The organism is Robertmurraya mesotrionivorans, from assembly GCF_050971805.1.
Taxonomy (GTDB): domain Bacteria; phylum Bacillota; class Bacilli; order Bacillales; family Cytobacillaceae; genus Robertmurraya_A.
Genome location: NZ_JBPCCH010000005.1, coordinates 19,966 through 45,227, shown reverse-complemented (window position 1 = coordinate 45,227; position 25,262 = coordinate 19,966). Strand labels below are relative to the sequence as shown.

At 37.4% G+C, this 25,262-nt stretch carries 25 protein-coding genes and 2 other annotated features; of the genes, 9 read left to right on the top strand and 16 right to left on the bottom strand.

Going from position 1 to position 25,262, the window contains the following annotated elements; genetic code table 11:
- The first annotated feature begins 373 nt into the window (after positions 1-373).
- The 4 genes from qoxA to qoxD are packed head-to-tail and all read left to right on the top strand — an operon-like array spanning position 374 to position 4,221.
- Complete coding sequence (gene qoxA / locus ACRX5O_RS10535) at positions 374-1,357, top strand: cytochrome aa3 quinol oxidase subunit II (protein ID WP_433905914.1); 984 nt, start codon at positions 374-376, stop codon at positions 1,355-1,357.
- On the top strand, positions 1,347-3,323 hold the full coding sequence (gene qoxB / locus ACRX5O_RS10530) for a cytochrome aa3 quinol oxidase subunit I (RefSeq protein WP_433905913.1): 1,977 nt from the start codon (positions 1,347-1,349) through the stop codon (positions 3,321-3,323). Before qoxA ends, qoxB begins: the two co-directional genes overlap by 11 nt.
- Positions 3,313-3,918, top strand: coding sequence for a cytochrome aa3 quinol oxidase subunit III (gene qoxC / locus ACRX5O_RS10525; protein ID WP_119708751.1), 606 nt, complete (start codon positions 3,313-3,315; stop codon positions 3,916-3,918). Before qoxB ends, qoxC begins: the two co-directional genes overlap by 11 nt.
- The gene (gene qoxD / locus ACRX5O_RS10520; protein WP_433905912.1) at positions 3,919-4,221 is read left to right on the top strand and encodes a cytochrome aa3 quinol oxidase subunit IV; all 303 of its coding nucleotides are present in this window, start codon (positions 3,919-3,921) and stop codon (positions 4,219-4,221) included.
- A 35-nt stretch (positions 4,222-4,256) separates the two neighbouring features.
- On the opposite strand, the gene ACRX5O_RS10515 is transcribed toward qoxD, so the two are convergent.
- Positions 4,257-4,469: a hypothetical protein gene (locus ACRX5O_RS10515; RefSeq protein ID WP_433905911.1), complete on the bottom strand. Its 213-nt coding sequence runs from the start codon at positions 4,467-4,469 to the stop codon at positions 4,257-4,259.
- 186 nt (positions 4,470-4,655) lie between these two features.
- Here ACRX5O_RS10515 and ACRX5O_RS10510 point away from each other — a divergent pair, with 186 nt between their 5' ends.
- Together ACRX5O_RS10510 and ACRX5O_RS10505 are read left to right on the top strand one after the other, a co-directional pair.
- Positions 4,656-5,285, top strand: a complete 630-nt coding sequence (locus ACRX5O_RS10510) for a LysE family translocator (protein WP_433905910.1) — start codon at positions 4,656-4,658, stop codon at positions 5,283-5,285.
- 55 nt (positions 5,286-5,340) lie between these two features.
- Positions 5,341-7,260 (top strand): metallophosphoesterase family protein, encoded by a 1,920-nt coding sequence (locus ACRX5O_RS10505; RefSeq protein ID WP_433905909.1) that lies wholly within the window; start codon positions 5,341-5,343, stop codon positions 7,258-7,260.
- Between the two features lie 20 nt (positions 7,261-7,280).
- Here ACRX5O_RS10505 and ACRX5O_RS10500 read toward each other — a convergent pair whose 3' ends face one another.
- Together ACRX5O_RS10500 and ACRX5O_RS10495 are read right to left on the bottom strand one after the other, a co-directional pair.
- On the bottom strand, positions 7,281-7,952 hold the full coding sequence (locus tag ACRX5O_RS10500; protein ID WP_433905908.1) for a GNAT family N-acetyltransferase: 672 nt from the start codon (positions 7,950-7,952) through the stop codon (positions 7,281-7,283).
- A 23-nt stretch (positions 7,953-7,975) separates the two neighbouring features.
- Positions 7,976-8,833 (bottom strand): carbon-nitrogen hydrolase family protein, encoded by an 858-nt coding sequence (locus ACRX5O_RS10495; protein WP_391557251.1) that lies wholly within the window; start codon positions 8,831-8,833, stop codon positions 7,976-7,978.
- A 220-nt stretch (positions 8,834-9,053) separates the two neighbouring features.
- On the opposite strand from ACRX5O_RS10495, the gene ACRX5O_RS10490 reads away from it, so the two are divergent.
- Positions 9,054-9,290: a helix-turn-helix domain-containing protein gene (locus tag ACRX5O_RS10490; RefSeq protein ID WP_119708758.1), complete on the top strand. Its 237-nt coding sequence runs from the start codon at positions 9,054-9,056 to the stop codon at positions 9,288-9,290.
- Positions 9,291-9,331: 41 nt separating this feature from the next.
- Here the strand turns inward: ACRX5O_RS10490 and ACRX5O_RS10485 are convergent, their stop codons facing one another.
- Positions 9,332-11,050: an ABC transporter ATP-binding protein gene (locus tag ACRX5O_RS10485; protein WP_433905907.1), complete on the bottom strand. Its 1,719-nt coding sequence runs from the start codon at positions 11,048-11,050 to the stop codon at positions 9,332-9,334.
- 113 nt (positions 11,051-11,163) lie between these two features.
- Positions 11,164-13,086 carry a beta-propeller domain-containing protein gene (locus ACRX5O_RS10480; protein ID WP_433905906.1) on the bottom strand — a complete coding sequence of 641 codons (1,923 nt, stop codon included), beginning with the start codon at positions 13,084-13,086 and terminating at the stop codon, positions 11,164-11,166.
- 193 nt (positions 13,087-13,279) lie between these two features.
- Between ACRX5O_RS10480 and ACRX5O_RS10475 the strand changes: the two genes are divergently transcribed.
- On the top strand, positions 13,280-13,381 hold the full coding sequence (locus tag ACRX5O_RS10475) for a YjcZ family sporulation protein (protein ID WP_119708760.1): 102 nt from the start codon (positions 13,280-13,282) through the stop codon (positions 13,379-13,381).
- Positions 13,382-13,445: 64 nt separating this feature from the next.
- Here the strand turns inward: ACRX5O_RS10475 and ACRX5O_RS10470 are convergent, their stop codons facing one another.
- The 11 genes from ACRX5O_RS10470 to ACRX5O_RS10420 form a co-directional block, all read right to left on the bottom strand.
- A complete protein-coding gene (locus ACRX5O_RS10470; protein WP_433905905.1) occupies positions 13,446-14,546 on the bottom strand; it encodes an AI-2E family transporter in 1,101 nt (366 codons plus the stop codon).
- A gap of 72 nt (positions 14,547-14,618) precedes the next feature.
- On the bottom strand, positions 14,619-15,224 hold the full coding sequence (cdaS, locus tag ACRX5O_RS10465; RefSeq protein ID WP_433905904.1) for a sporulation-specific diadenylate cyclase CdaS: 606 nt from the start codon (positions 15,222-15,224) through the stop codon (positions 14,619-14,621).
- A 59-nt stretch (positions 15,225-15,283) separates the two neighbouring features.
- Positions 15,284-16,075 (bottom strand): MBL fold metallo-hydrolase, encoded by a 792-nt coding sequence (locus ACRX5O_RS10460; protein ID WP_433905903.1) that lies wholly within the window; start codon positions 16,073-16,075, stop codon positions 15,284-15,286.
- Positions 16,076-16,146: 71 nt separating this feature from the next.
- Positions 16,147-16,929, bottom strand: a complete 783-nt coding sequence (gene trpA, locus ACRX5O_RS10455; RefSeq protein ID WP_433905902.1) for a tryptophan synthase subunit alpha — start codon at positions 16,927-16,929, stop codon at positions 16,147-16,149.
- 2 nt (positions 16,930-16,931) lie between these two features.
- Entirely contained in the window at positions 16,932-18,131 is a 1,200-nt protein-coding gene (gene trpB, locus ACRX5O_RS10450) for a tryptophan synthase subunit beta (protein WP_433905901.1), read from the bottom strand.
- Positions 18,128-18,751: a phosphoribosylanthranilate isomerase gene (locus ACRX5O_RS10445; RefSeq protein WP_433905900.1), complete on the bottom strand. Its 624-nt coding sequence runs from the start codon at positions 18,749-18,751 to the stop codon at positions 18,128-18,130. Before ACRX5O_RS10445 ends, trpB begins: the two co-directional genes overlap by 4 nt.
- Entirely contained in the window at positions 18,748-19,536 is a 789-nt protein-coding gene (gene trpC, locus ACRX5O_RS10440; RefSeq protein WP_433905899.1) for an indole-3-glycerol phosphate synthase TrpC, read from the bottom strand. The genes ACRX5O_RS10445 and trpC overlap by 4 nt, the downstream gene beginning before the upstream one ends.
- A 2-nt stretch (positions 19,537-19,538) precedes the next feature.
- On the bottom strand, positions 19,539-20,567 hold the full coding sequence (trpD, locus tag ACRX5O_RS10435; RefSeq protein WP_433905898.1) for an anthranilate phosphoribosyltransferase: 1,029 nt from the start codon (positions 20,565-20,567) through the stop codon (positions 19,539-19,541).
- The gene (locus ACRX5O_RS10430; protein ID WP_433905897.1) at positions 20,539-21,150 is read right to left on the bottom strand and encodes an anthranilate synthase component II; all 612 of its coding nucleotides are present in this window, start codon (positions 21,148-21,150) and stop codon (positions 20,539-20,541) included. Before ACRX5O_RS10430 ends, trpD begins: the two co-directional genes overlap by 29 nt.
- Positions 21,147-22,535 carry an anthranilate synthase component I gene (gene trpE / locus ACRX5O_RS10425; protein ID WP_433905896.1) on the bottom strand — a complete coding sequence of 463 codons (1,389 nt, stop codon included), beginning with the start codon at positions 22,533-22,535 and terminating at the stop codon, positions 21,147-21,149. Before trpE ends, ACRX5O_RS10430 begins: the two co-directional genes overlap by 4 nt.
- A gap of 53 nt (positions 22,536-22,588) precedes the next feature.
- Positions 22,589-22,799 (bottom strand) — a binding site (T-box leader).
- A gap of 31 nt (positions 22,800-22,830) precedes the next feature.
- Positions 22,831-23,088 (bottom strand) — a binding site (T-box leader).
- A 75-nt stretch (positions 23,089-23,163) separates the two neighbouring features.
- Entirely contained in the window at positions 23,164-23,805 is a 642-nt protein-coding gene (locus ACRX5O_RS10420; protein WP_433905895.1) for an MOSC domain-containing protein, read from the bottom strand.
- Positions 23,806-23,992: 187 nt separating this feature from the next.
- Here ACRX5O_RS10420 and bcbE point away from each other — a divergent pair, with 187 nt between their 5' ends.
- Positions 23,993-25,258, top strand: a complete 1,266-nt coding sequence (bcbE, locus tag ACRX5O_RS10415) for a bacillibactin exporter BcbE (protein WP_433905894.1) — start codon at positions 23,993-23,995, stop codon at positions 25,256-25,258.
- Positions 25,259-25,262 lie beyond the last annotated feature (4 nt).

Genomic DNA, 25,262 nt, shown 5'->3' with positions numbered 1-25,262 from the left:
CCTTTTTGCTCTTATATTATGTAATCGTTTTCCTCTAAATATGAATGAATTGTGACATCGTGTCACAAAATTGTCGAAATTTAAAACAGATAAAGATATACTAAAAAACCCTTGATATATCAACATTCACCCTCATTTTTTCACCCTAACATTATTTTCCTTACTATTTTTGTCACAAATTAATCTCTTTTAACATGTTATTATCATCTACATAGTGGTAATTAGGAAGTAGATAGATTTTTACCTTAAGAAATAATGACAAAATGTCCATTGTGAAAACACGAACATTTTGTTATACAAAAATATCTTTTTGTGGTAAACTCTAATTTTCCTTGTGAAACAAAACACAAACCTGATTTCATATAAGAAGGAGATGAAACAATTGAAGTTGAAAATGCTATTTCTATCCCTTGTAACAGCCGTACCATTATTATTTTTAAGCGGTTGTGAAATGGTTGTATTTCAGCCTCAAGGGCCAGTAGCTAGAAGTATCATGGAGTTAATTAATTGGTCTCTAATGTGGATGCTTTTAGTAGTAGTTGTCGTATTTGGCTTATTTGGCTATATTGTTTGGAAATATAGAGAAAAGCCAGAAAACATGGGTTATGAGCCGCCAGAAGAACACGGTAGTACCGTATTAGAAATCGTCTGGACAGCTATTCCTATTTTAATCGTTATTGCTTTAACGATTCCAACAGTAACAACATTGTATGACTTAGAAGATGTTCCTGCAGGGTATGAGGAAAAAGAACCGATCGTTATTCACGTCACGTCTGCAGACTGGAAATGGATATTCTCATATCCAGAAGAAGGAATTGAAACCATTAACTACGTGAACATTCCAGAAGATACTCCTGTACTGTTTAAATTAACATCGGCTGGAACGATGCAATCTTTCTGGGTGCCAGCTTTAGGTGGACAAAAGTACTCAATGAATAAAATGGAAACGGAACTATATTTAGTTGCTGACAATCCTGGTTCATATATGGGTAGAAACACAAACTTCAACGGACGCGGATACGCTCAAATGGAATTTGAAGTACTTGCTCAGACCGATGAAGAGTATGATGCATGGGTAAAAGAAGTAAAAGAAACTGCTCCAGAGCTTACAGAAGAGAAGTACATGGAACTACTGAAACCAACACATCTTGGTCGTTTAACTTATTCCAACACACACTTAGCTTGGATCAACCATGCGGATCACGATTCTGAGCTTGTGACAGACCCTGAAGACTATCGTTACCATGGGTACCAAGGAAAGATTTTTGATCAAGAAGATGAAGAGTCAAATGAAAAAGATACTACTGATGTAGAAAATAATGAGGAAGACCATGGAGGTGACCATAGTGGGCATTAAGTGGGATGAAATTCTGATTACGGGAGATCCAATTATCCTAGGTTCACAGATTGCTATTTTATTAACTTCTCTAGGAATTATTGGTGGTCTTACGTATCTAAAAAAATGGAAATGGCTATGGCGAGAATGGATCACTACCGTTGACCATAAACGCATCGGAATTATGTATATCGTAGCAGCTGTTCTTATGTTCTTCCGTGGCGGTATGGATGGACTAATGATGAAAGCTCAAACATCTCGTCCAGAAATGGGCTTATTAGACGCACAGCACTATAATGAAGTATTTACGGCTCATGGTGTTATCATGATTTTATTCATGGCCATGCCATTCTTAATTGGTTTAATGAACGTTGTTATTCCGCTTCAAATTGGAGCAAGAGACGTAGCGTTCCCTCAGCTGAATGCATTAAGTTTCTGGTTATTCTTCAGCGGTGCGATGCTGTTTAATATCGCATTCGTTGTAGGTGGTGCTCCAGATGCAGGATGGACTTCTTACTTCCCTCTTGCAGGTAAAGAATTCAGCCCAGGAATCGGGAATAACTACTACGCAATCTCATTACAGATTGCTGGTCTAGGAACTTTGATGACTGGTATTAACTTTATCGTAACGATTTTAAAAATGCGTACAAAAGGCATGACATTAATGAGAATGCCTATGTTCACATGGACAACTCTAATCACTTCCGTTATTATTGTAGCCGCATTCCCTATTTTTACGGTTGCACTTGCGTTAATGACATTTGACCGCTTGTACGGTACACACTTCTTTACAGTAGCTGCTGGTGGATCTGACATGCTTTGGGCTAACTTGTTCTGGTTATGGGGACACCCTGAAGTATATATCGTTATCCTCCCTGCTTTCGGGATGTTTTCTGAAATTATTTCGACATTCTCTCGCAAACAGCTCTACGGTTACAAATCGATGGTCGTTTCAATCGTTGCCATCGCAGTACTAAGTATGCTTGTATGGGTTCACCATTTCTACACAATGGGATCTGGCGCTTTAGTCAACTCATTCTTCTCTATCACAACGATGATGATTGCCGTTCCGACGGGTGTAAAAATGTTTAACTGGTTGTTTACGATGCGTAAAGGTCGAATTAAAATGACTACGGCTATGCTTTGGTCTTTAGCATTTGTTCCTAATTTTGTTATTGGTGGAGTAACAGGTGTTATGCTTGCGATGGGTGCTGCTGATTATCAGTACCATAATACTTTATTCTTAGTTGCTCACTTCCACTATGTATTAATTCCAGGTGTGGTATTTGCAGTATTCGCTGGACTTTACTACTGGTGGCCAAAAATGTTTGGTTTTATGTTAAATGAAAAATTAGGAAAATGGCATTTCTGGTTGTTTGTAATCGGATTTAACGTAACCTTTATGCCAATGTTCTTCCTAGGTCTAAATGGAGCTGTTAGACGTGCTTATACCTTCTCTGTTGAGTCAGGATTTGCGCCTCTATTCTTACTGTCTGCAATCGGATCAGTTATCCTAGCAGCTGGTTTTGCAATGTTCTGCTACAATATTTATTGGAGCATTCGTTATGCGGACCGTAACATTTCAAGTGACCCATGGGATGCTAGAACACTTGAATGGGCAACAGCTTCACCTGTTCAACACTATAACTTTGCTAAACTACCAGAAGTGAAATCTTTAGATGCATTCTGGTATATGAAAAAGAATAATGAAGGTCTTACATTAAAAGACGAAGAAATAGAAGAAATTCATATGCCAAGCAACTCTGGTCTGCCGTTCTTAATGTGTGTGGCCTTCGGAATTGTTGGATTCTTCCTCATTTTCGAGTGGCATTTATTAGCTGCAATATCTGCTGTGCTTATTATTGCAGGATTGATTTATCGTTCATTTGATTACAATGATGGTTACCACATTCATAAGGACGAAATTAGAAAGACAGAAAGCGCTTGGAAGAAAATGGAAGGTAAGGTGAATAATCATGTCAGCTAATGTGAACACTTCCCTCCCATTAGAATATCAAACAGAACAAAGCCGTATGAATATTTTAGGGTTCTGGATATTCCTCGGGGCCGAAATTGTATTATTTGCTACCCTCTTTAGTGTTTACGGTGTACTTTACAAAAATTACGCAGGTGGCCCTACTCATCAAGATATTTTTATGATCAAAGAAGTAATGATTCAGACGGTCCTTCTTTTAACTAGTAGTTTTACGATGGGTGTTGCTATTTGGGAAATGCGCCGCAACAATAAGAAGGGCTTAATTGGTTGGTTTATTTTAACCCTGCTATTAGGTGCAGGATTCCTGTTCATGGAGATTAATGAGTTTATTCATTACGTTCATGAAGGTGCAACCATGCAAACAAGCGCTTTTCTTTCAAGCTTGTTTGTCCTTTTAGGAACACACGGTGCTCACGTTACCTTCGGGATTTTCTGGGCAACAATGGTTATCATTCAAATTGCTAAGCGTGGATTAACACCTGTTACTGCTAGAAAGACGTTTATTATTGGTCTTTACTGGCACTTCCTTGATGTTGTATGGATCTTTATCTTCACGTTTGTTTATTTAAAAGGGATGGTGTTATAGATGGAAAAAAGTACAGAACGTTTTCCGCTAGCTCACGTCTTTGGATTCGTATTGTCACTAGTACTCACATTCGTTGCTGCATGGGTGGCACTTGAGATGAACTTGTCCTTTACGATTGTCATGTGGATTATAGGGACACTAGCTGTCATTCAAGCAGGTCTTCAATTGTTCATGTTTATGCATATGACAGAAGGAGAAGATGGCAAAGTAAATATCATAAATATTGCATTTATGGTATTCTGTGCTGTTGTAATCGTAGTTGGTTCTATCTGGGTGTTAACATCAGGGCATGCTGCTCATTAATAAAAACAAAAATCCGGCTTAATAGCCGGATTTTTTTATTTGCGCAATTCTCCCATTAAGGAAATAAATAAACCAAAACCGAACACCAACATGGATGAAGCCATAATACTAATGCTAATAGAAAGTGTATAACTCATTGTGATACCGCTTTCAAAAAAGCTGTATAAAAACAACAATGCCCCCATTACTAAACCAAATTTAGCAATTGTACTAATTGGTCCTAACGCTCTACGTTGCATCTCATTCATATTATTTCATCCCCTTTATTTATATTTTAATAAAGTTCACAAATTTGTCAAATATTTTTTGAAAATTAGACACATTTAAGGCTTGTCTTACTTAAAAATTACATTCTTGTGAATGTTTTTCCCCTCCACTCGCATAAGATGTACAAGTTATCCCCTTTGGACAATCCTAGTGAGTGGAGTGATCATGTGATTTACCTAAGTTATATCGTTCTTGGCTTAACACTGGCTGCCCCAATTGGGCCTGTAAATGCAGCAAGATTAGATAAAGGTTTAAAAAATGGATTCTGGCATTCATGGGCTGTTGGAGCTGGTTCGATGATTGCAGATGGAATATTTATGTTAACCGTGTATATGGGCATTGTACATTTTCTTGACAATCCATTAATCCAGGTTTTTTTATGGCTTTTTGGAGGATTTATTCTTATTTATAGCGGGATCGAAAGTATTGTGACTGCTAACAAGTTCACCTTTGACTATCAGCGCAATAACGAATCTATTTTTCGTTGCTTTTTGATCGGATTTATCATGTCTATATCAAGCCCTCTCTCTATTTTGTTTTGGCTTGGTATTTACGGATCGGTCCTGGCAAAAACAGCATCAAGCTTCGGAACAGCTGATTTACTTCTGTATAGTTCAATGATATTTCTCGGACTTGCTCTGTGGGATGTATTTGTTGCCGGCCTTACAAGCCTTTTTCGGAAGTGGCTAAGTTTGAAGTACATCATTCTCACCTCTATCCTCTCAGGCGTATCATTATTAGGCTTCGGTCTTTATTTTGCGTTTCAAGGGATAAAAGTATTATTTTTTCAGGAGTAACTACATATGATTTCGAAATGAGGAATCAAAGGAAATTAACCATTAGGAAGGACGGGTGAATCATTTGAATTTTCCTCCTATTTTATCCGGTCCGATTTTGAGAAGAGTAGATGAATATCAAATTACCATATGGCTAGCAACCTCTAAGAACTATGACATAACAGCAAGCCTTTATATCACTGATCAAAATCATAAAATCCTTCCCATTTCAGTTAAAAACCACAAACTACCATTAGGAAAACAACTTTATATACACCTAATGACAATCAATCCATTGAAGAACGTCTTCCCCACCGATCAATTATTAGGCTATAATTTATTTTTTTCAAAGGGCAACCATACATTTGACTTGCAACAGCTAGGATATTTAGATCATAAAAGTCCTTCTCGGATCGTTTATTCGTCTTTAAAATACCCGTCCTTTTTTATAACAAGTACAGAATCCTCCTCGTTCTTGTATGGCTCATGCAGAAAAATACATGGCAAGGGCGAAGATTGCCTTCTTTTAGGAGATCAACTACTGGAAAAACACCAATTGGATTTTACAAAACGTCCTGCAGCTCTTTTTTTAACGGGTGATCAAATTTATGCCGATGATGTTTCAGAACTCATCTTTCCATTTATACGCAAAATCGCAGAGATATTGATGGGATACGAGGAAGACTTACCTACTATTGATAAACGAATAACAAACTACACTAATAGAAAACAGATTTCTAAATACGTTTGTAAATTCACGTCAAGAAAATCTAGTTATCACTTATTTACTCTCGGAGAATATGCAACCATGTATTTGTTAAGCTTTGGCCCAGCCCTCTGGAAGGACATTCTGCCTCAATTTAGTAATACCTCCAATAATGCAGACATTATAAACTTTGCAAACTCTACATTTTCAACCCAAAGACTACTAGCAAATATACCAACGTATATGATATTTGATGACCACGATATTACAGATGATTGGAATATAACGAAAAAATGGAAGGAAAATGTGGAAAACTCTCCACTTGGAAAACACGTCCTTGCAAATGCCTTAACAGCCTACTTTGCCTTCCAAGGCTGGGGAAATGACCCCTCGCGTTTTTCAAGTGACTTCTTCCTCCCTTTAGCTGAGTATGTAAATAACAAACACTACAATTTACACACTTATAAAAGGTGGATCAACTCCATAATTGGCTTTGGGCCTTGGACATACATCGCACCTACTAAACCAAAAGTGTTATGTTTAGATACACGCACAAGCCGAGAATGGAGTTATAGTAAGAATCAGTCAAGTAGGTGGATACCTCCTTCTACTTCAGGCCCTGAACTAGTCAATGAGCAGGGCTGGACCTTTGCTACAACCAAATTATTTGAAAGTGGTTGGCGAAAGAAAGATCCATTAGTCATCGTTTCCCCTGCCCCTCTGTATGGCATGGAGGTAATTGAATCTTTCCTTGAAAAGTATATTTCTCCATTAAGAAATAAAGGGATACCTGTGACGACTTCCTTTGATTTAGAGGCATGGAGAATGAACGGAAAAGGCGTGTATCATTTTTATGAAGTGCTTATGAAATTGGATCCCTCTGAAATAACGATTCTATCAGGAGATGCTCATATGGCATCTGCGGTAGAAGTATGGACACAATTCGGTAACCAAGAGGAAATCAAACTACTCCAACTTACAAGCAGCCCATTAAAAAATGAAACCTTTAGAGGCGTGTCTGGATTAGCACTAAAAGCTGCCATTGTTCTTTATACCATTTTTCAAACAGAAGACAGGATTGTCCGTGTTTGTGACGAAAAGCAAAATTTCCATTACGATTCAATTGCTGAAACCAAAGCAGTGACGTTAGCTGAAAGTATTCATTACCAATATGTAAATAAAAAGAGCATTACAGAGTTATCGAATAATCTAGGTTTAGTATCTTTTTCGACAGGGCAAACATATCATCAACTTTTAACAGCACATATAACAAAAAAGGATGAAGCATAACCGCTTCATCCTTTTTTGAACTACAGGGGAAGTAACTCAATCGTTTCTCTTTTCTTCAGATCTTCTACCATTTGGACCCACTGAGCAGGCTTATTTGATAACACACTGTAATATGTTGTAATAAAATCAACCACTAACTCTGAAGAAATCTCTTCAAGTTGATCATCTAATGGCATAAAGCATAAATCAAGACCGGCTACCGCTTCCCCATCATTTTTCCAAGAGGGGTGCACATATGTAAAGTTTAACTTTTTGTATCCAAGATGGGAAAGTACTTCCCTTCTTACAAACGGATCCATTGCTTTTACTCCGCCAAATTCGAAATCACCGCGCTGATAAGGATCATAAATCTCAGCAAACATTCCGAACAGTTCTTTCCCATTTTCTTTCGCTAATGCAGAAAGGTCCTTTAAACGGTTTTGAGCTAGAAAGCGTCCTAAACTAAGACCTTGGCGACCAATAATTGTAAAGTCTGTCATTGCAATGTTCCAGTTCGGATAGTAACGATATTCTGTTGAACCAACTACATCACCATTTTGTACCGCAACGAACACACGAATACTTGGATCTTCTAAAGGCTCCTTCCATAATTCAAATTCTAACACCTCTTCAGGTGGGAAAACTTCCTTCATTAACTCATGCATCTTAACAAACAAAGGATCTTCAATGCTTGTAATACGAACGTAATCCATTCCTGTCACTCCTTTTTAAAAATTTATTTCCAGTCAGTATAAAGATCTATTCTACGATCGCGCCATGTCGTAACTGAACCCTTTTCCCTCACTTCATAAAGAAGGTCTAAATCAAGGTCAGCGGTAACGATCATGTCATCATTAATTTCCCCCTGAACCATAATTCCTTGTGGTGGAAACGGAACATCATTTGGTGTGATAACCACCGCTTGACCGAAATTGCCACGCATAAAGTCAACTGTCGGCAAGGATCCAACTGTTCCAGTAAGTACGACATAGATTTGATTTTCAATGGCTCTTGCATGGCTTGTATAGCGTACACGATGAAACCCGTGACGGTCGTCTGTACATGACGGGCAAAAAATTACATCTGCCCCTTTTGCTTTTGCCATTCGAACGATTTCAGGAAACTCTATATCATAGCAGGTAAGCATCGCAATTCTACCTTTATCTGTATCAAACACTCGTAGTCCATCCCCAGCAGACATATTCCATTCTTCCACTTCAGTAGGAGTAATATGAAGCTTCGCTTGTTCTTCTACACGGCCATCTGGGTAAAACAAGTGAGCAACATTAAAGAGCTTACCCTGTCTTTCTAACACATGCGTTCCCCCAATGATATGCATTCCTGTCTCTGAGGCAAAATTTTTGAATAAATCTATATATTTTTCTGTAAACTTGGGAAGGTCATTTATGGATAAAGCTTTCCCACTTTCATCACCGATGGATAATAGTTGGGTTGTAAAAAATTCCGGAAAGAGTATAAAATCTGATCCAAATTCCTGTGCTGTTTTTATGTAGTGCTCACACTGAGCGGCAAAATCTTCAAATGATGAAATCGTATGTAAGTGATATTGAACAGCAGACACTCGATATTTCAAAAAGCAGCAGCTCCTTTACTGATTACATATCAAATAGTATGGATGAAATTTTAGAAAATCACAACTTTCACGCTCTATTTATTGTTATTATTTATAAATCGTAAAAAGCATCTTTACAGACCTTCATGAAAGTGCTAATTTATTAATAGTTTTATAAAGATAGTGTATACAAGAAAAACATAGGTGATTAGGAGTTTCGTAAAGAAGAAGAGGTGAATCTATGGACAGCCAAATCATTCGTTTTATTAGGGAAAGCTACAGCATGACCCAACGAGACTTTGCAAAACTTGTTAACTGTAGCTACTCACTTATCGCCTTAGTTGAACTAGGAAAACGCAATGTTACTAAAAATCTCGAAAATAAGATTGCAGAGGCACTTGATCTCGATCAAAAGCAAATTGAATCCATATCACTAATTGTTAAGGAAATGGGTAACGGTCTTCCTCCATTTATGTAATACACAAATAAACAGTGGCTTCCTCCCAGAAGCCACTGTTTTTATTGTTGTTGAAATTGTACTTGGTGCAGATTCGCAAATATTCCACCTTTTTCAATTAATTCATCATGAGTACCTTGCTCAGCAATTCCTTCCTCTGTTACAACGACTATTCGATTGGCATTTCGAATCGTTGCTAATCGGTGGGCAATGATAAGTGTCGTGCGATTTTTTGCAAGCTCAGATAGGGCTGTTTGAATAATCATTTCCGTTTCCGTGTCTAGTGCTGATGTAGCTTCATCTAAAATTAAAATAGGTGGATTCTTTAAGAACATTCTAGCAATCGCGAGTCGTTGCTTTTGTCCTCCTGAAAGCTTCAATCCTCTTTCCCCTATTTGTGTCTCGTATCCATTTGGCAATGAAGCAATAAAGTCTTGAAGATGAGATCGTCTCGCTGCATCTTCAATTTCTTCCTGACTGGCATGTAATTTTCCATAAGCAATATTTTCTCGTATTGTACCTGTGAAAAGAAACACGTCTTGTTGAACAATACCGATATTAGATCGAAGAGACTTTTTCGTCATGGATCGAATATCAATGCCGTCTATAGAGATTGCCCCACTCGTTACATCATAAAAACGAGGAATAAGTGAGCAAATCGTTGTTTTCCCTGCTCCTGAAGGACCAACGAATGCAACCGTTTCTCCTTCATTTATTTGTAAATTAATGCCTTGTAAAATGGATTTTGAGCTGTCGTAATGGAAATTTACATTCTTGAAGCGTATATTTCCCTTTAATGTATCCATCTCAATAGCGTCATCTTGATCCAAAACATCTGGAGTCGTGTCAATCAGTTCCAAAAAGCGTTTGAACCCTGCCATTCCCTTTGGATAAAGCTCCATAATCGCACTGATTTTATCAATTGGCTTAAATAGAACATTCACATACAAAATAAAACCTACAAGCTCTCCATACGTCAGTTCCCCTGAAAAGCTTAGCCATGCTCCATAAACCAACACAATAAGGACAAAGAAACGGGTCATCATATAAATGCCTGATAAACTAAAAGACATCACTTTATAGGCAGATAGTTTTGATAAACGAAAACTTTCATTATTTGATTTAAATCGATTAATTTCAAAAGCTTCATTGGTAAATGATTGTACAACCCTCGCTCCTGAAACACTATCCTCAACCCTTGAGTTTACGTCAGCAATATCACTATACATATTACTCCACGCTTTATTCATGCGAAGATTACAAAATGTAATTAACCAGATTAATAGAGGCACCATAAACACAGCAATCAGCGCCAGCTTGACATTAATAGTTAACATAATCCAAAACGCACCAATAAATGTCATACACGCAATAAAGATATCCTCTGGTCCATGATGAGCCAGCTCCCCAAGGTCGAATAAATCGTTAGTTATTCTACTCATGATATGACCCGTCTTTGTATTATCAAAGAATCGGAACGACTGTCTCTGAACATGGGTAAACAGCTGTTGTCTCATATCTGTCTCAATATTAATTCCTAGCATATGACCTAAGTAATTAACGATGTACTGTAAAAAAGTCGAGATAATATAAAACGCTAGCAATCCTAGGCTGACAGAAACAATCATTGACCAGTTTCCACTAGGCAAAAGAGAATCAATAAACCATTGAACAGCGAGCGGAAAAGCTAGCTCTAATATTGCAACAATTACAGCCGCAGTAAAGTCCATCGTAAACAACTTTTTATGTGGCCCATAATAAGTAAAAAATCGGCGAATCATAGATAGTCTCCTTATACAAAAGCTTTTGGCTATTATTTCTAGATACGAATTATTATAGAATAAGACTATTGACATAGCAACGAAAAAAGAGAGCATAATAGCTCCCTTCACATTTACTTTAATTCTAATTCTGAAATGAATTCATAGTTTTCTAAACTGTATGAACTTATTTTTGAATGAGATAGGGCATAAAGCTGTTCATCAATATATACCAAGCGTTGAATTTCATTGTCCCATTCCTCATACAGTTCTTTCCCCTTCATATGAGAGATCTTTGACTTCAAGGAGAAACCTTTATCGACACTTACATTATATACATAAGCACCTTGGAAAATAAATTTTTGCTCGTACTCATTTCCTTTCACACTCTCATACACATTGATTGGAAAAGCAAAGAGGCCATTTCCCCTATTATATAGCAATGCTTTATGATCGTAATTTAAAGGCGAATACGTTCCTCTTCCCCCTATGATCTCAGTAAACTTTTCTTTTGGATTACTAACATCGGTTATATCAAATAAGGAAAGTTTTACACCCTCTGTTAAAACTCTAGGCTCCTTATCTCCCTCCATAGTCACTAGCTTTGTATCGTAACCAAAACCAATAATATGATTCTCATCGTAAGGATGCAGATAATTACTGAATCCTGGAATTTTTAGTTCTCCAAGGATTGTTGGATTACTTGGCTCTGACGCATCTATGACAAATAAGGGGTCCGTTTCTTTAAAAGTCACAATATATATGCGATCACCCATAAACCTTGCTGAGTAGATTCTTTCTCCTTTTGCAAGATCAGAAAGCGCACCGACCTGTTTTAGATCTTTATCAAATACGATCAAGTGGTTTTTGGATGGCTTGCTTTCATCCCAACTATCTCCTTCGGTTGTTGCCACTCGGAAATAACCATTATGTTCATCCATGGAAAATTGATTTAGAACTGTTCCAACCACCTCTGTATTGCCTTGATAAGTAACATCTAACTGATTAATCCCAAATTTATATATCATTGTACTTGGTGTGAACGCTTCCTTTCGCTCTTCTGCTGATCTCCAGTTCGTAAGGGCTAAATAGAGGTTCTCTTTCGACATATACAGCTGACCTCCACTCCCCAGGTAAGTAGTAATTTTCGCTTCCTGGGAAGGTTCAGCAAGATCAAAAGCAGCAATAGTGGTAAAATTTGCTTCCTTTGATCCAGGAATATATTGTATTTCATCATAAGATGCAGAAGTTGCTTCCTCTTTATTTACAGAGTCTGAGTATCTTGGGCGTAAATCAACTCCATCCCCATCTTCCAATAACCAATATTGTGGAAAGTGATTTGCGATTAAATAAACCTTACTCCCTATCTTTCTAGCACTTGAAAGATATCCTTCCAGTGATATTTCTCTTTCCAAAGTTGGCTTTGTTGGATCCTTTACATCATAAACAAGAGCACTTGTCATTTCATTCATAGGTGCATACAAACTGTCTGCCGCTATTTTCTTTCCAACTGCTTTAGGCTCATAACTATAGCCTATTATTAATAACTGTCCTTTATCCAAGAACAATTGTGAAGGAGAAAATGACTGTTGAAATTGTATGGACGCCATATGTTCCATTTTTTCAGCTGATTTGGCAGAAATGATATTTACCCTACCATCTACTACTTGATATATATATTCACCGTCTGTTTTAACAATATCTGCTTCATCAATTCCTTGAACTTGAACATTTGTACTTGAGACCTCTTGGCCACTTGCTTTTGAACTTGTGTCAGAAGCAGCATTATCCATGGAGGATACCTCCGAAGCTTTCTCTTCTTTTATTCCAGTAAAAAACTTTTGATTTTGTTTTTCTTCTTTAATAATTTGATAAAAATACTTGTTTAACTGCGTTTTATCTTCAATAACGGGTAGAGTACCGTTAACCATCTCACCCACGAGTTCATTTCCTAATTCATACTTTGCTGCAAGACGTGTTTCTTTTGTGTACATGACAATCGATGCTAATAACAATCCAAGTAGAATAGAAAGTCCAATAACCCATTTTCTTTTCATAGCAACCACCTTTCTGAAAAGCGACTCTTTATATGATTGGACTCCTATGGTTACAAAAAGGTTACAAATTCAAAAATATGAAACAAAAAAGTGCGTTTGACCTAGGTTACTCGTCCAACCACCATGACCTTTTCTTCATAGGATAAATAGACAGTAATACAAGCTGTTCACTTTTTAAGTGGAGGTGAAAAAAATGGGCGAAAGCTATAACGGAGGTTTTAACAACGGATTTGCTCTACTTGTTGTATTGTTTATCTTGTTGATCATTGTCGGTGCTTCTTATTTTAACTACTAATAATTAACTAAAAAACACCTTTGCTTAACTGGTTTGCTTCTAAACAAAAAGACCTTGCTTCTATTTATGAAGCAAGGTCTTTTTTATTTAATCTATATATTTTAATTACATGTGTAACGAGTACCTTAACTATTGAATACACCGGGATAACAAAAATAATCCCCAACAATCCCATTAAATTTCCTGCGGTTAAAATCAGAACAATAATCGTTAACGGATGAATATTCAAGCTTTTCCCCATTACTTGTGGCGAGATGACATTGCCTTCTACTTGTTGAGCAATTACTGTTATGATGGCAACATAGACTAGCATGATGGGATCTTGAAATAACGCAACAAAAAGGGCAGGAACTACGGCTAAAAATGGGCCTAAAAAAGGTATGACATTCATTAACATTGCAAACAGAGCTAAAACTAATGAATAATCAAGTCTAATAATTAAATATCCAATATATAGTAAGATCCCAACACATAAGCTTACAATCAATTGTCCTTGAATATATGTAGAGATGGTTCTATCTGTTTCTTTTAAAATTTGTAATACATCTTGTTGTAAATCCTTTTTAAAGAAACTTGCCACTCTTGGTGCAAAATTGTTGCTATCCTTTAACATATAAAACAGGATAAAAGGAACTAGCACCAAATAAAAGATGGTATTAATAAAACCTCCAATAAATCCAAAGATAGAAAAAATCCCATTGGCAATATTACCGGTATTGTTTTTTATTTGTGTCTCCAGTTGATTACTTCCATCAATAATAGCCTGTTGAATAAATTCTGGAAACGTGTCACGATTTTCTTGTATATATTTGATTCCGTCAACAACTGAAGTTACCATGTTTGGTACATTGTTGATAAAAAGGTCTAATTGATCAGATATTATTGGTCCAATTAACCGAATGACGCCATAAAAGACTAGTGTAATCGCTAAATACGCAGAAAGAATTGCCATCCATTTTGGAACCTTTTTCTTTACTAACCAAAAAATTAGAGGCCTACATAGGTAAAATAATATTCCTGCAACTACAAATGGCAAAAATATCGTCTGCAGCAATACGATCAGAGGTTGAAATAAGAAAGCATTTTCCCTAACTAATAAAGAAATAATTAGTATGAAGATAATAGCGATCATCGCTTGAAACCATTTTTTATTTGTTAATGACATTTTACACTTCCCCATAATAATTGATATATTTGATGATAGCAGGAAATGAAATAAATGCCAAACATTTCTACCTTATGTTTTAACTACATGTAAATTCCCATTAATAGCAAATGTAATGCGGCCCGTTTCCTCTGAAACTACAATCATTATTGCGTCAGTTAACTCAGATAATCCCAATGCGGCTCTATGTCTGGTACCGAGCTTTTTACTTTGAAACGTTTGATTACTTACAGGTAAAATATTTCCCGCAGAGTGAATAAAATCATTTTGTATTAGAACTGCCCCATCATGCAATGGGTTCCCAGGATAAAATATAGTTTCAAGAAGAGTTTGACTAAATTTCGCACCTATTATGACGCCATTGTGTAGAATTTCTGTTAATGGCTGCTTTCTTTCAACAACAATTAATGCTCCGTGCCTCTTCTCTGAAAGTTTGGATGCAGCCTTTGCAATTTGGTTGTATTCCGTTGTATATGGTGATAAGTATGACTCTAAATAATAAGAGGATGCAACAGTTTGAGCGTCAGAAACAAGCTTAAGTAAAAGATCGAACTCAGAAAGAATACAACAATCTTCTTCAGAAATAGTGTCTTGTATTGATTTTGTTTTCTCCTGTATGGTAGACAACATAAGCTTTACATCCTGTTGATATCTTTTTTGTTCATACAACTTTCCCACCTCCTACAACATACTTGTGACATAAGAGACGCCCTAGTAATTATTACTAAGGCTAACCTTTAATGCACATATTTTTCATTCCCCACCATTTCTCTTTCGAAACGTCGTATAAGAAAATCTAGACCTTTTTTCAGTTCCATCTTCTCCATTGGCTTTCCATGGCCAGTATAAATGAGCTCTGGGTTAAGGTTCTGTATTTTCTTTATCGAATCAAAAGACTGATCCCAATCTTGAGTAAAATATGCTGGTGGAGCATGAATCTCTTTCTTTTGGGTTAAAACAGCTAATGCCGACTCCTGCTTCACGGTAATCAGTGCGTCACCCGCGATTACGACACGGTCCTTTTCACGAAACAATGAAATATGGCCTTCTGTGTGTCCAGGGGTATGAATCCAGTTCCAACCAGGCATTTCTGGAATGGAACCATCTGTTGGAAGCAACCGTATATATGAATGAATATTTATCGCTTTTCTTGGATAAAGAGGTGATAACAACGCCATAAGCCCTTTTTCTATGAACGGATGTGGTGGTGGATAATCTTTTTTACCTGTTACATACTCTTGTTCCTGTTCATGAATATATACAGGTACCTGCCACTCATTTAATAAGTAGGAAAGACCACCAACATGGTCAAAATGAGCATGCGTCAAGACGATAGCAATTGGTTTCTTTCCACCACCTAATACTTGTTCAGTAAAATGTTTAATATAACTCCCTGAGAAAGGAACGCCAGCATCAATTAATACCCAATCGTTCCCCTCAGCTCCACATCCACCTACTAGTGCTATATTTGCAATAGCTGTACGATAGCCGTAAATATCTTGCGTTATCTGATTTCTTCGTGCATCCAAGTTCATTCACCTCCTATGAATAGGATGTGATAGTTTCACCATATTCATGTGAGGAGATTGATTACAATTTTTTATGATACGTCTGCAGTTTTGGATGCTTGAATTAAATGTTCAATTTCAGTTAATTTCTTTTCATGGAAGTATTGGACAATTTTACTGCCAACAACTACTCCATCGCAGTAAGAACCTAATTCTACCACTTGTTCAGGAGTGGATATCCCAAATCCAGCAAGCACTGGGATAGGACTTACGCTCTTTATATCCTTTAAGTATTCGGAAACACTATTATTAAATTCTGTACGAGCACCTGTTATTCCTGTAACTGTGACCGCATATAAGAAACCTCGACCTTTCTTTGCGATTTCTTCTATTCTTTCAAGAGGGCTTGTTAAAGTAACTAGACGTATTAACTCAATATTTGCATCTTGTAAGTGAGGAGCAATTAATTGTTCCTCTTCAATTGGCAAGTCAGGAATAATACAGCCGTCTATTCCAGCCTTAACCGCGTCATGAATAAACGAACCAATTCCGTAAGCATAAATCGGGTTCATATAAGTCATTAAAATAAGTGGGGTTGATACAATCGGACGAATTGTTTGAATCGCTGACAATACTTCCTTTAAGGTTGTACCCGATTGTAATGCTCGAATCCCAGCTTCTTGAATAGCTGGTCCATCTGCTACTGGATCTGAAAAGGGAATTCCAATTTCTATTGCCGTTGCTCCGCAATTTTCTAAAAAGATCAATTGATCCATTAACTGATCTAATCCTCCGTCCCCTGCCATCAGATACGGCACAAATGCCTTCCTATTGTTCTCTTTTAGGCTATGGAACGCCTTTTCAATGCGATTCATTATTACAATGCCTCCTTCATATTTGCTTGAATAGTTTGTACATCTTTATCTCCACGACCTGAAAGGCAGACGACAATTGACTCATTTTCTGTCATTGTTTGCGCATGTTTTATGGCATATGCTACTGCATGTGCGCTTTCAAGAGCAGGAATAATTCCTTCAAGCCTACACAACAATTTCAATGCTTCTAATGCTTCTTGATCAGTAATGCTTTCGTACTGCACTCTTCCGATATCTTTTAAGTAACTATGTTCTGGCCCCACTCCAGGATAATCTAAACCAGCAGAAATGGAATGAGCCTCTTGGATTTGGCCAGCATTATCCTGTAACAAATACATAAGAGCACCGTGTAATACTCCTGGCTTTCCTTTTGTTAGTGAAGCTGCATGCTGCTCCGTATCAATCCCATGACCAGCAGCTTCTACACCTATTAGCTGTACTTCACTATCCTCAATAAATGGATAAAACATCCCCATCGAGTTACTCCCACCACCAATACATGCTACAATTGCTTCTGGGTTTTTACCAAATTTCTCATTATATTGCTGCTTCGTTTCCTTTCCGATCACACTTTGAAAATCTCTTACCATCATCGGAAACGGATGTGGTCCCATTACAGATCCTAAAATATAGTGAGTATCTGTCACATTTGAAACCCAATAGCGCAGTGCTTCGTTACATGCATCCTTAAGCGTTCGGCTTCCGGAGGTAACAGATACTACCTTTGCACCTAGCAACTCCATGCGAAACACATTCAGTTGCTGTCTTTTAATATCTTCCTCTCCCATAAATATAACGCACTCCAGATTTAATAGAGCACAAACCGTTGCAGTAGCTACCCCATGCTGACCAGCACCGGTTTCAGCAACAATTTTCTTTTTTCCCATTCTTACTGCTAACAGCGCTTGACCGACCGTGTTATTAATTTTATGAGCGCCTGTATGATTTAAATCCTCTCTCTTTAAATAGATTTTTGCACCTTTCGCATGCTTTGATAAATTTTCAGCAAAATATAAAGGTGTTTCTCTTCCTACATACTCTTTTAGTAGGTAGGCTAGATCCTTTTGGAAGCTTTCATCATTTTTTGCTTCCTCATAAGCCTTGCCTAGCTCTAAAACTGCTTGCATTAACGTTTCTGGTACAAATCTGCCCCCGTATATACCAAAATGGCCTTTTTCATCCGGCATTACATATGTCGTCATTTACAACTCTCCCCTGTTCCCATTTTTGCTTCCTTAAGAAAATGAATCATTTTCTCATCGTCCTTTTTGCCATTCGTCTCCACTCCACTACTAACATCAACCATATATGGCTGAAGTGACTGAATAGCTAACGAGACATTATTGATGTTAAGCCCACCTGCTACAATAAGCTTCTTCCCTTTTATAGCCATTGAGTCCACGACCTCCCATGGAAACGTCTCCCCGTTACCACCTCGGTATTTTCCTTTAGGACTATCTAAAAGAATATATTCACATGGATATTCCTGAATTTTCTCACAATCCTTCTTTGATGATACACCTAATGCCTTGATGACTGGTACTGAAAATTTTTTACAAACATCAGAATTTTCATCACCATGAAGCTGAACCATTGTTAATCCTGTCTTTTTAACAATATCTTGGATGGTATCTACATCCTCATTTACAAACACACCAACTTTTAATACATGATCTGGAAGGGTGTCAATAATGGTTTTGGCTTGTTCAATCGTTACCTTTCGTTTGCTTTCTGCAAAAACAAAACCAATTGCATCTGCTCCTGCTTCCACAGCAACTTTTGCTGCATGTATGTCAGTGATTCCACATATTTTTACTTTCAATTAGAAGCCACCCTTCTTAACGGAAGCTTCATCGACCGTAATGCTTCTTCCGGCTTTTCATGCCTCATAAACGTTTCACCTACTAAAATACCTGAAGCACCAGCCGCTACCACTCTTCTTACATCCTCTGTAGTAGCGATACCACTCTCACTTATTAAGTATCTATTGGACTGAATAATTATAGGTGCTAATTTTTCTGTTGTTGCTAAATCGACTTCAAATGTTTTTAGGTTCCGATTGTTTACACCAATTAAGACGTTATTAGTAGTTAACACTTTTTCTAATTCTGCCTCATTGTGTACCTCCATGAGTACCTCAAGACCTTTGCTAGTGGCGTAATGATATAGCGAATGCAAAGTCTCTAAATCTAAAGCAGCAGCTATTAACAAAATAAGATTAGCACCCGCATGCTTTGCGTAATCAATTTGAATAGGATCAATAATAAAATCTTTGCAAAGAATAGGTGCCGTGATCGTCTTTCTCACTTCTTCCAAGTCTCGGAAATCTCCTTTAAAGAAAGTACGATCTGTCAAAACACTTACCGCATCTGCACCTGCTTGAACATATTGTAGGGTCTGTTCAGACGGATCACAATCTAAATTAATTGCTCCTTTGGAGGGAGATGCTCTTTTAAACTCTGCAATAATTTTCACTTCTTCCGCTTGTTGTAACTTTTGAATAAAAGACACATGCTTTCTGTCAACTTCCTTTAGCACTGGTTGTTCTTTTAAAATAAGTACTTCCTTCTGTTTCTCAGCAATAATCCTGTCAAGAATCGTCTCCATACTTACACGACTCCTTCCTTTTTGAATTTTTTCCCTTTTGCAATTAGACTTTCAAGTTTCTGTTTCGCCGAACCGCTATCAATACTCTCTTTTGCTTTTGCGATCCCTTCTACAATGGAATTCGCTTTTCCACTTGCATAAATCCCAATCCCTGCATTGAACAACACGGTATCTCGGCAGGCTCCTTTTTCTCCATTCAGAACAGATAATAATATTTCCCCATTTCTCATGGCATTTCCACCGATAATTGCTTCGTTAGGGTATGAAGATAAACCAATCTCTCCAGGGCTAATTATCTTTTCTGAAATCGAACCGTTATCAACAATGATTAAATGATTTTCCCCTTGTAATGATGCTTCATCCATAAATCCTGCTCCGTTTATTACAACAGCCCTTTTTCTTCCTAAGGTATGAAGAACCTCACCAAAGGTCTGAAGCAAATCTCTTCTATATATTCCTAGTAATTGATAATCAAGTTCCATTGGATTTGTTAATGGTCCAATTAAGTTAAATATCGTAGGTATTTTTAACTCTCTTCTCACTTTCATAATGTTTTTTATTTTTGGATGTACATGTGGAGCAAATAAAAAGCTAATCCCAACCTCTTCTAAACATTCTTCTGCTTCTTCAGGGGTTAAGGTTAAATTAATACCTAAATACTCCAGAACATCAGCACTTCCTGTTTTACTAGAGATACTTCTGTTTCCATGCTTTGCAACTGGAATACCAGCGCCAGCAATAACAAATGCAGAGGTAGTACTTACATTGAAGCTTTTCGAACCATCCCCACCTGTGCCACAATTATCCATTACATTCTCCACTTTTTTGGTAAAGGTGAGTGAATTTTCACGAACTGCCTGAACTAAACCAGCAATTTCCTCCACCGTTTCTCCTTTTGTCTTCAATCCGATAAGAAATGCAGCAATTTCACTATCAGTTACTTCGTCGGAAAAAAGTTTCCTTACTGCATCTTTCATCTCTATTTGCGACAATGATTTGTTTTCAGACAGTTTTTGTAGATACTCTCTCATTTAGAAACTCCTCTCCAATTGATGTTAGGAATGCTTGAATTAGTTTCTTCCCACTTTCTGTCCCAACTGATTCGGGATGAAATTGAAACCCATATAAAGGTGCCTCTTTGTGTTTAATCGCCATAATCTCGCCATCATCAATGGAAGTAGCAAGTACTTGTATCGTGTTTGGAAGTGTCCCTTTTTCAATAACAAGGGAATGATATCTCATTACCTCCAAAGGTTCTTCAAATTCTTTAAAAAGCTCTGTCTTCTCATGAGAAATCTTCGAAATTTTACCGTGCATAATTTCTTTCGCTTTTGAGACCGTCGCTCCAAAAGCATGACCAATTGCCTGATGTCCTAAACATATGCCAAGGATAGGTATCTTTGTGTATAACTGTCGAATGACTTCAATACATATCCCAGCTTGTTCTGGGCGTCCTGGTCCTGGAGAAATCACAATTGCTTTTGGAGATAGCTCAATAATGTCTTCTACTGTGAGACTATCATTTCTTTTTACAACCATTTGTTCTCCCAGTTCACCTAAATATTGATATAGATTGAAGGTAAAGGAATCATAATTATCAATTAGTAAAATCATTTTTCAACCTCCAAGAAAGCTTTCATTTTGTGAATGGTTTCTTCGTATTCTTTTTCTGGAACCGAATCATACACAATTCCTGCCCCAGCTTGAATATATGCCTTTGAATCCTTAACCACCATTGTTCGAATAGCAAGAGCAAAGTCGATATTTCCGTTAGCAGAGTAATAACCGACTGCTCCTGAGTAAATGCCCCTCTTGACATCCTCAAGTTCGTTTATGATTTCCATCGCCCGAATTTTTGGTGCTCCTGAAACGGTACCTGCCGGTAGGCATGCAATCAATGCATCGATTGGATGAAACTCTCTCTTCAACGTTCCTTTTACTTCTGACACAATATGCATCACATGCTTGTATTTCTCGATATCCATGTACTTGCTAATCTGCACACTACCAAATTCACAAACTCTACCTAAATCATTTCGGCCAAGGTCAACGAGCATTCGATGCTCAGCTAATTCTTTTTCATCTTGAATCAATTCCACACTCAGTTGCTCATCTTCCTCCGGAGTTTTCCCTCTAGGTCTCGTTCCTGCAATTGGATTCGTGTAGACGGTTTCCCCGACTGCTTTCATCAAGCTTTCTGGTGATGCCCCTGCGACCACATACTCATCAAAATCGAAATAATACATATAAGGCGAAGGATTCTGAACTCTAAGTTTACGATAAAATGAAAAGGGATCCCCCTGTATTGTTGCTCTCATCCTTTGGGAAAGGACGACTTGGAATATATCGCCTTCTACAATGTACTCCTTTGCTTTTTTCACTCTATCAATGAACTCTTCTTTTGAGATTGATGCTTCATAGGAAGAAATGGAAACTGGTGAAGGTGCTTCTTCCCTTTCGTTTAAAATCTGATTCTTTGTTTCTTCGACCAAACCTTTTATATTCTCCAAAGAAGATTGTTCGACGATCGGAATTCCAACAATGAACACCTTTTGAGTTAAATGGTCAAAAACAACGATTGTTTCAAATAATAGAAAATGAACTTCTGGGATGATCATTTCGTCTCTCGGTATTTCACCGATTTCCTCGTAATAACGAACGATGTCATAGCTTACAAAACCTGCAGCACCGCCAATAAAAGGGATTTCTTTCATAAAATCATTTTCAATATTCGGTACAATCTTTTTCAGCACCTCGAGAGGGTTAGCTCTGAGGGTTTCACTGCTTTGTTTTTTTATAAGGATCGTGTTATTTCCGCTGCCCTTTAGCTCCACTGCAGGATTAGCTGCTATAAAGGAATATCTGCCTGAGTGCTCGTGCTTTAACGAGCTTTCTAATAAACATTTCTTCACACCTTTGAGTCGCTGAAATATAGAAATGGGTGTTAACGTATCACCAAGAATTTCTTCAATAATAATGTTTTGAACATTGGCGTTCATGGTTTTTCCCTCCTTATAAATAAAAAAAGTCCCCTATACGCAGAAAACTACGTATAGAGGACGAATATCATCGTGGTGCCACCTCAGGTTCAGAGCATATATGCTCCCTTAAGTTCCTTGTAACGGTGGAATTCCGTTGGTCCCTACTCCACGTTCAAGACCACTCTCATAAGTCCATTCAGCCAAGGGTTTGATCGGTTCTCAGCAATCCCGACTCTCTGTTTCAAACAAACTTAGCGTACTACTCTTAATCGACGATTTTCTTTTATGAAATACAAAAAGGGCTTCTCTCCTGAAAAAGGACGAGAAACCCGTGGTGCCACCTTTATTAGCTAAATTTATTAGCTCACTTTACAGATATCTTTGCTTTTTATGAAGCAACAAATATCTGTCTCTTGTAACGATGAGACTTTCGCCAAGGCCTACTACTTTTTATAAAGGTTCGGTTTGGAGGCTCCGAAGTCCATTCCCTAATACTTCCACACTGATTTGCACCAACCATCAGCTCTCTATAGTTTCTGTAAAAGGTACTACTCTTCATCAACGCCGTAGTCTTTAATTGTTTATTATCATATAAGATTTACCTAAAAAAGTCAATAATAAAAACTGAAAATTTTTAAAAATGAAATTAAACGGTTTTTGCTAACAGTTTTTCTACATTTTCTCTCCACACATGTGCCAATTCATTTACTTCTAATAAGTCTTTTAAACCCTCTCTATTTTTCTTATCATGAAGGAAAATTTGATTGGCATAAATGATAGAAACTTTTTCTTGAGTTCTTTCTAACAATTCAAGCTTCCCTTCACTATGTACGGTTCCTTCCTGCAGCACCTTAAAGAAATAACCCGTATAGTTTGTCTCGACAATTCTTTTTAAAAAGAGATCTATATCATTGAACTTCGAAATTTTGGAGCAAGGAACACGACCTTGCGTGACTTGAACAACAGCATTCCCAAGGGAATATACATCTCCTATGTAAACATCCCTTTCAAGCATACCTGTTACACATAGGTTTTCTCCAAGGGCTGGTGGGGAAAGCTTAACTCCAAACTCCTTTTCCCATTGCTTATAATGTTCAAAAGAATAAACACATACCGCCCGCTCTGGTCCCCCATGGTATTCTAAACTTGCGACACCATCTCCAACAAATCCATCTTTTGTTAACTCGGCTACAGATACCTTTCCTTTTCCAATTCCTGAGCTTTCGTTTTTCCCTTTCCACATAAAAGCTTTCGGTTTACCAACACTAAGCGTTATTATTTCTCCCATCTTGTCACCCCATACACTTCATCTAATGATACATATTTTAGCCTACAATGTTTGGAAAATCCATTTTTATGTAATGAAAAAAACTCATGAGTTTTGATTCTTAGGTCCATATTATAGTTATGCGAGTAATTACCTAATTAGGTGAAAAGGTCCCTTTCTTATAAAAAATGAATGAAGGCGGGTCGAAATGTCAAATTCTTATAAATCTAGAAACGGGAAAAAATATAAAAAAAATAAAAAGAAGGGGGATGGTAAACACCATAATCAAAGGTGGGCAGTGCTTTCTTTATCATCTATTCCTCTCGTTATGACACTTGGTAACTCCATGCTGATACCGGTACTTCCCGTTATGGAAAAGAAAATTAATATTTCTCCCTTCCAAACAAGTATGATTATTACTGTTTATTCAATTGTTGCTATATTACTGATCCCAATCGCCGGTTATCTTTCTGACCATATTGGAAGAAAAAAGGTAATAATCCCAAGTCTTTTCATCGCTGGAATCGGGGGGCTTATTTCTGGATGGGCCTCTTGGAAGATCGATGATCCTTACTGGATAATTCTACTGGGCAGGGCTTTGCAGGGTGTTGGTGCAGCAGGGGCATTCCCTATTGTTATGCCACTGATTGGAGACATGTTTAAAAGTGAGGAAGAGGTTAGTAGCTCTCTTGGCGTGATTGAAACATCAAACACTTTGGGAAAAGTATTAAGCCCCATCCTTGGAGCCTTTTTAGCAAGTTTTTTCTGGCATCTCCCATTCTGGGCTATCCCTGCATTTTGTATCATATCTATTCTTTTAACTCTCTTTCTCGTTCAAAATCCAAAGAAGAGAACTGAACCAATTCCATTTAAGAAGTTTTTCCAAAAGGTAAAGAAAATCTTTATTCAAAATGGTCGTTGGCTCTATACCGTATTTATTGTCGGAGTTATTCTCATGTTTGTATTATTCGGAGTATTATTTTACCTTTCAGATATATTGGAGAAGCAGTATAACATTAAAGATGTGAAAAAAGGTTTGTTTTTAACAATCCCACTCGGAGCACTATGCCTTGCATCGTATATTACAGGAAAAATGATTAAAGAAAATAAAGTTTTGATGAAGTGGATTACCTTCGTCGGAATCGTTTTACTAGCCATTAGTACGGCTTCTCTAAGCTTTTCTAATAATTTATGGTTTATGATATCGATGTTTACCATTGGTGGCATTGGAATAGGTGTTGGACTTCCTTGCTTAGATGCATTCATTACAGAAGGAATCGAGATGGAGGAGAGAGGCACGATTTCCTCTATCTACAGTTCAATGAGATTTATTGGCGTAGCAGCTGGTCCACCTATCATGGCGATTCTTCAAAAACATCTCCAAGCTTCCCTATTTTATATACTAGCTGGTATAAGTGCGATTGGTTTACTTGTGATACTATTTGGAATAAAACCCGAGAAAAAAAGTGCTTAAAAAG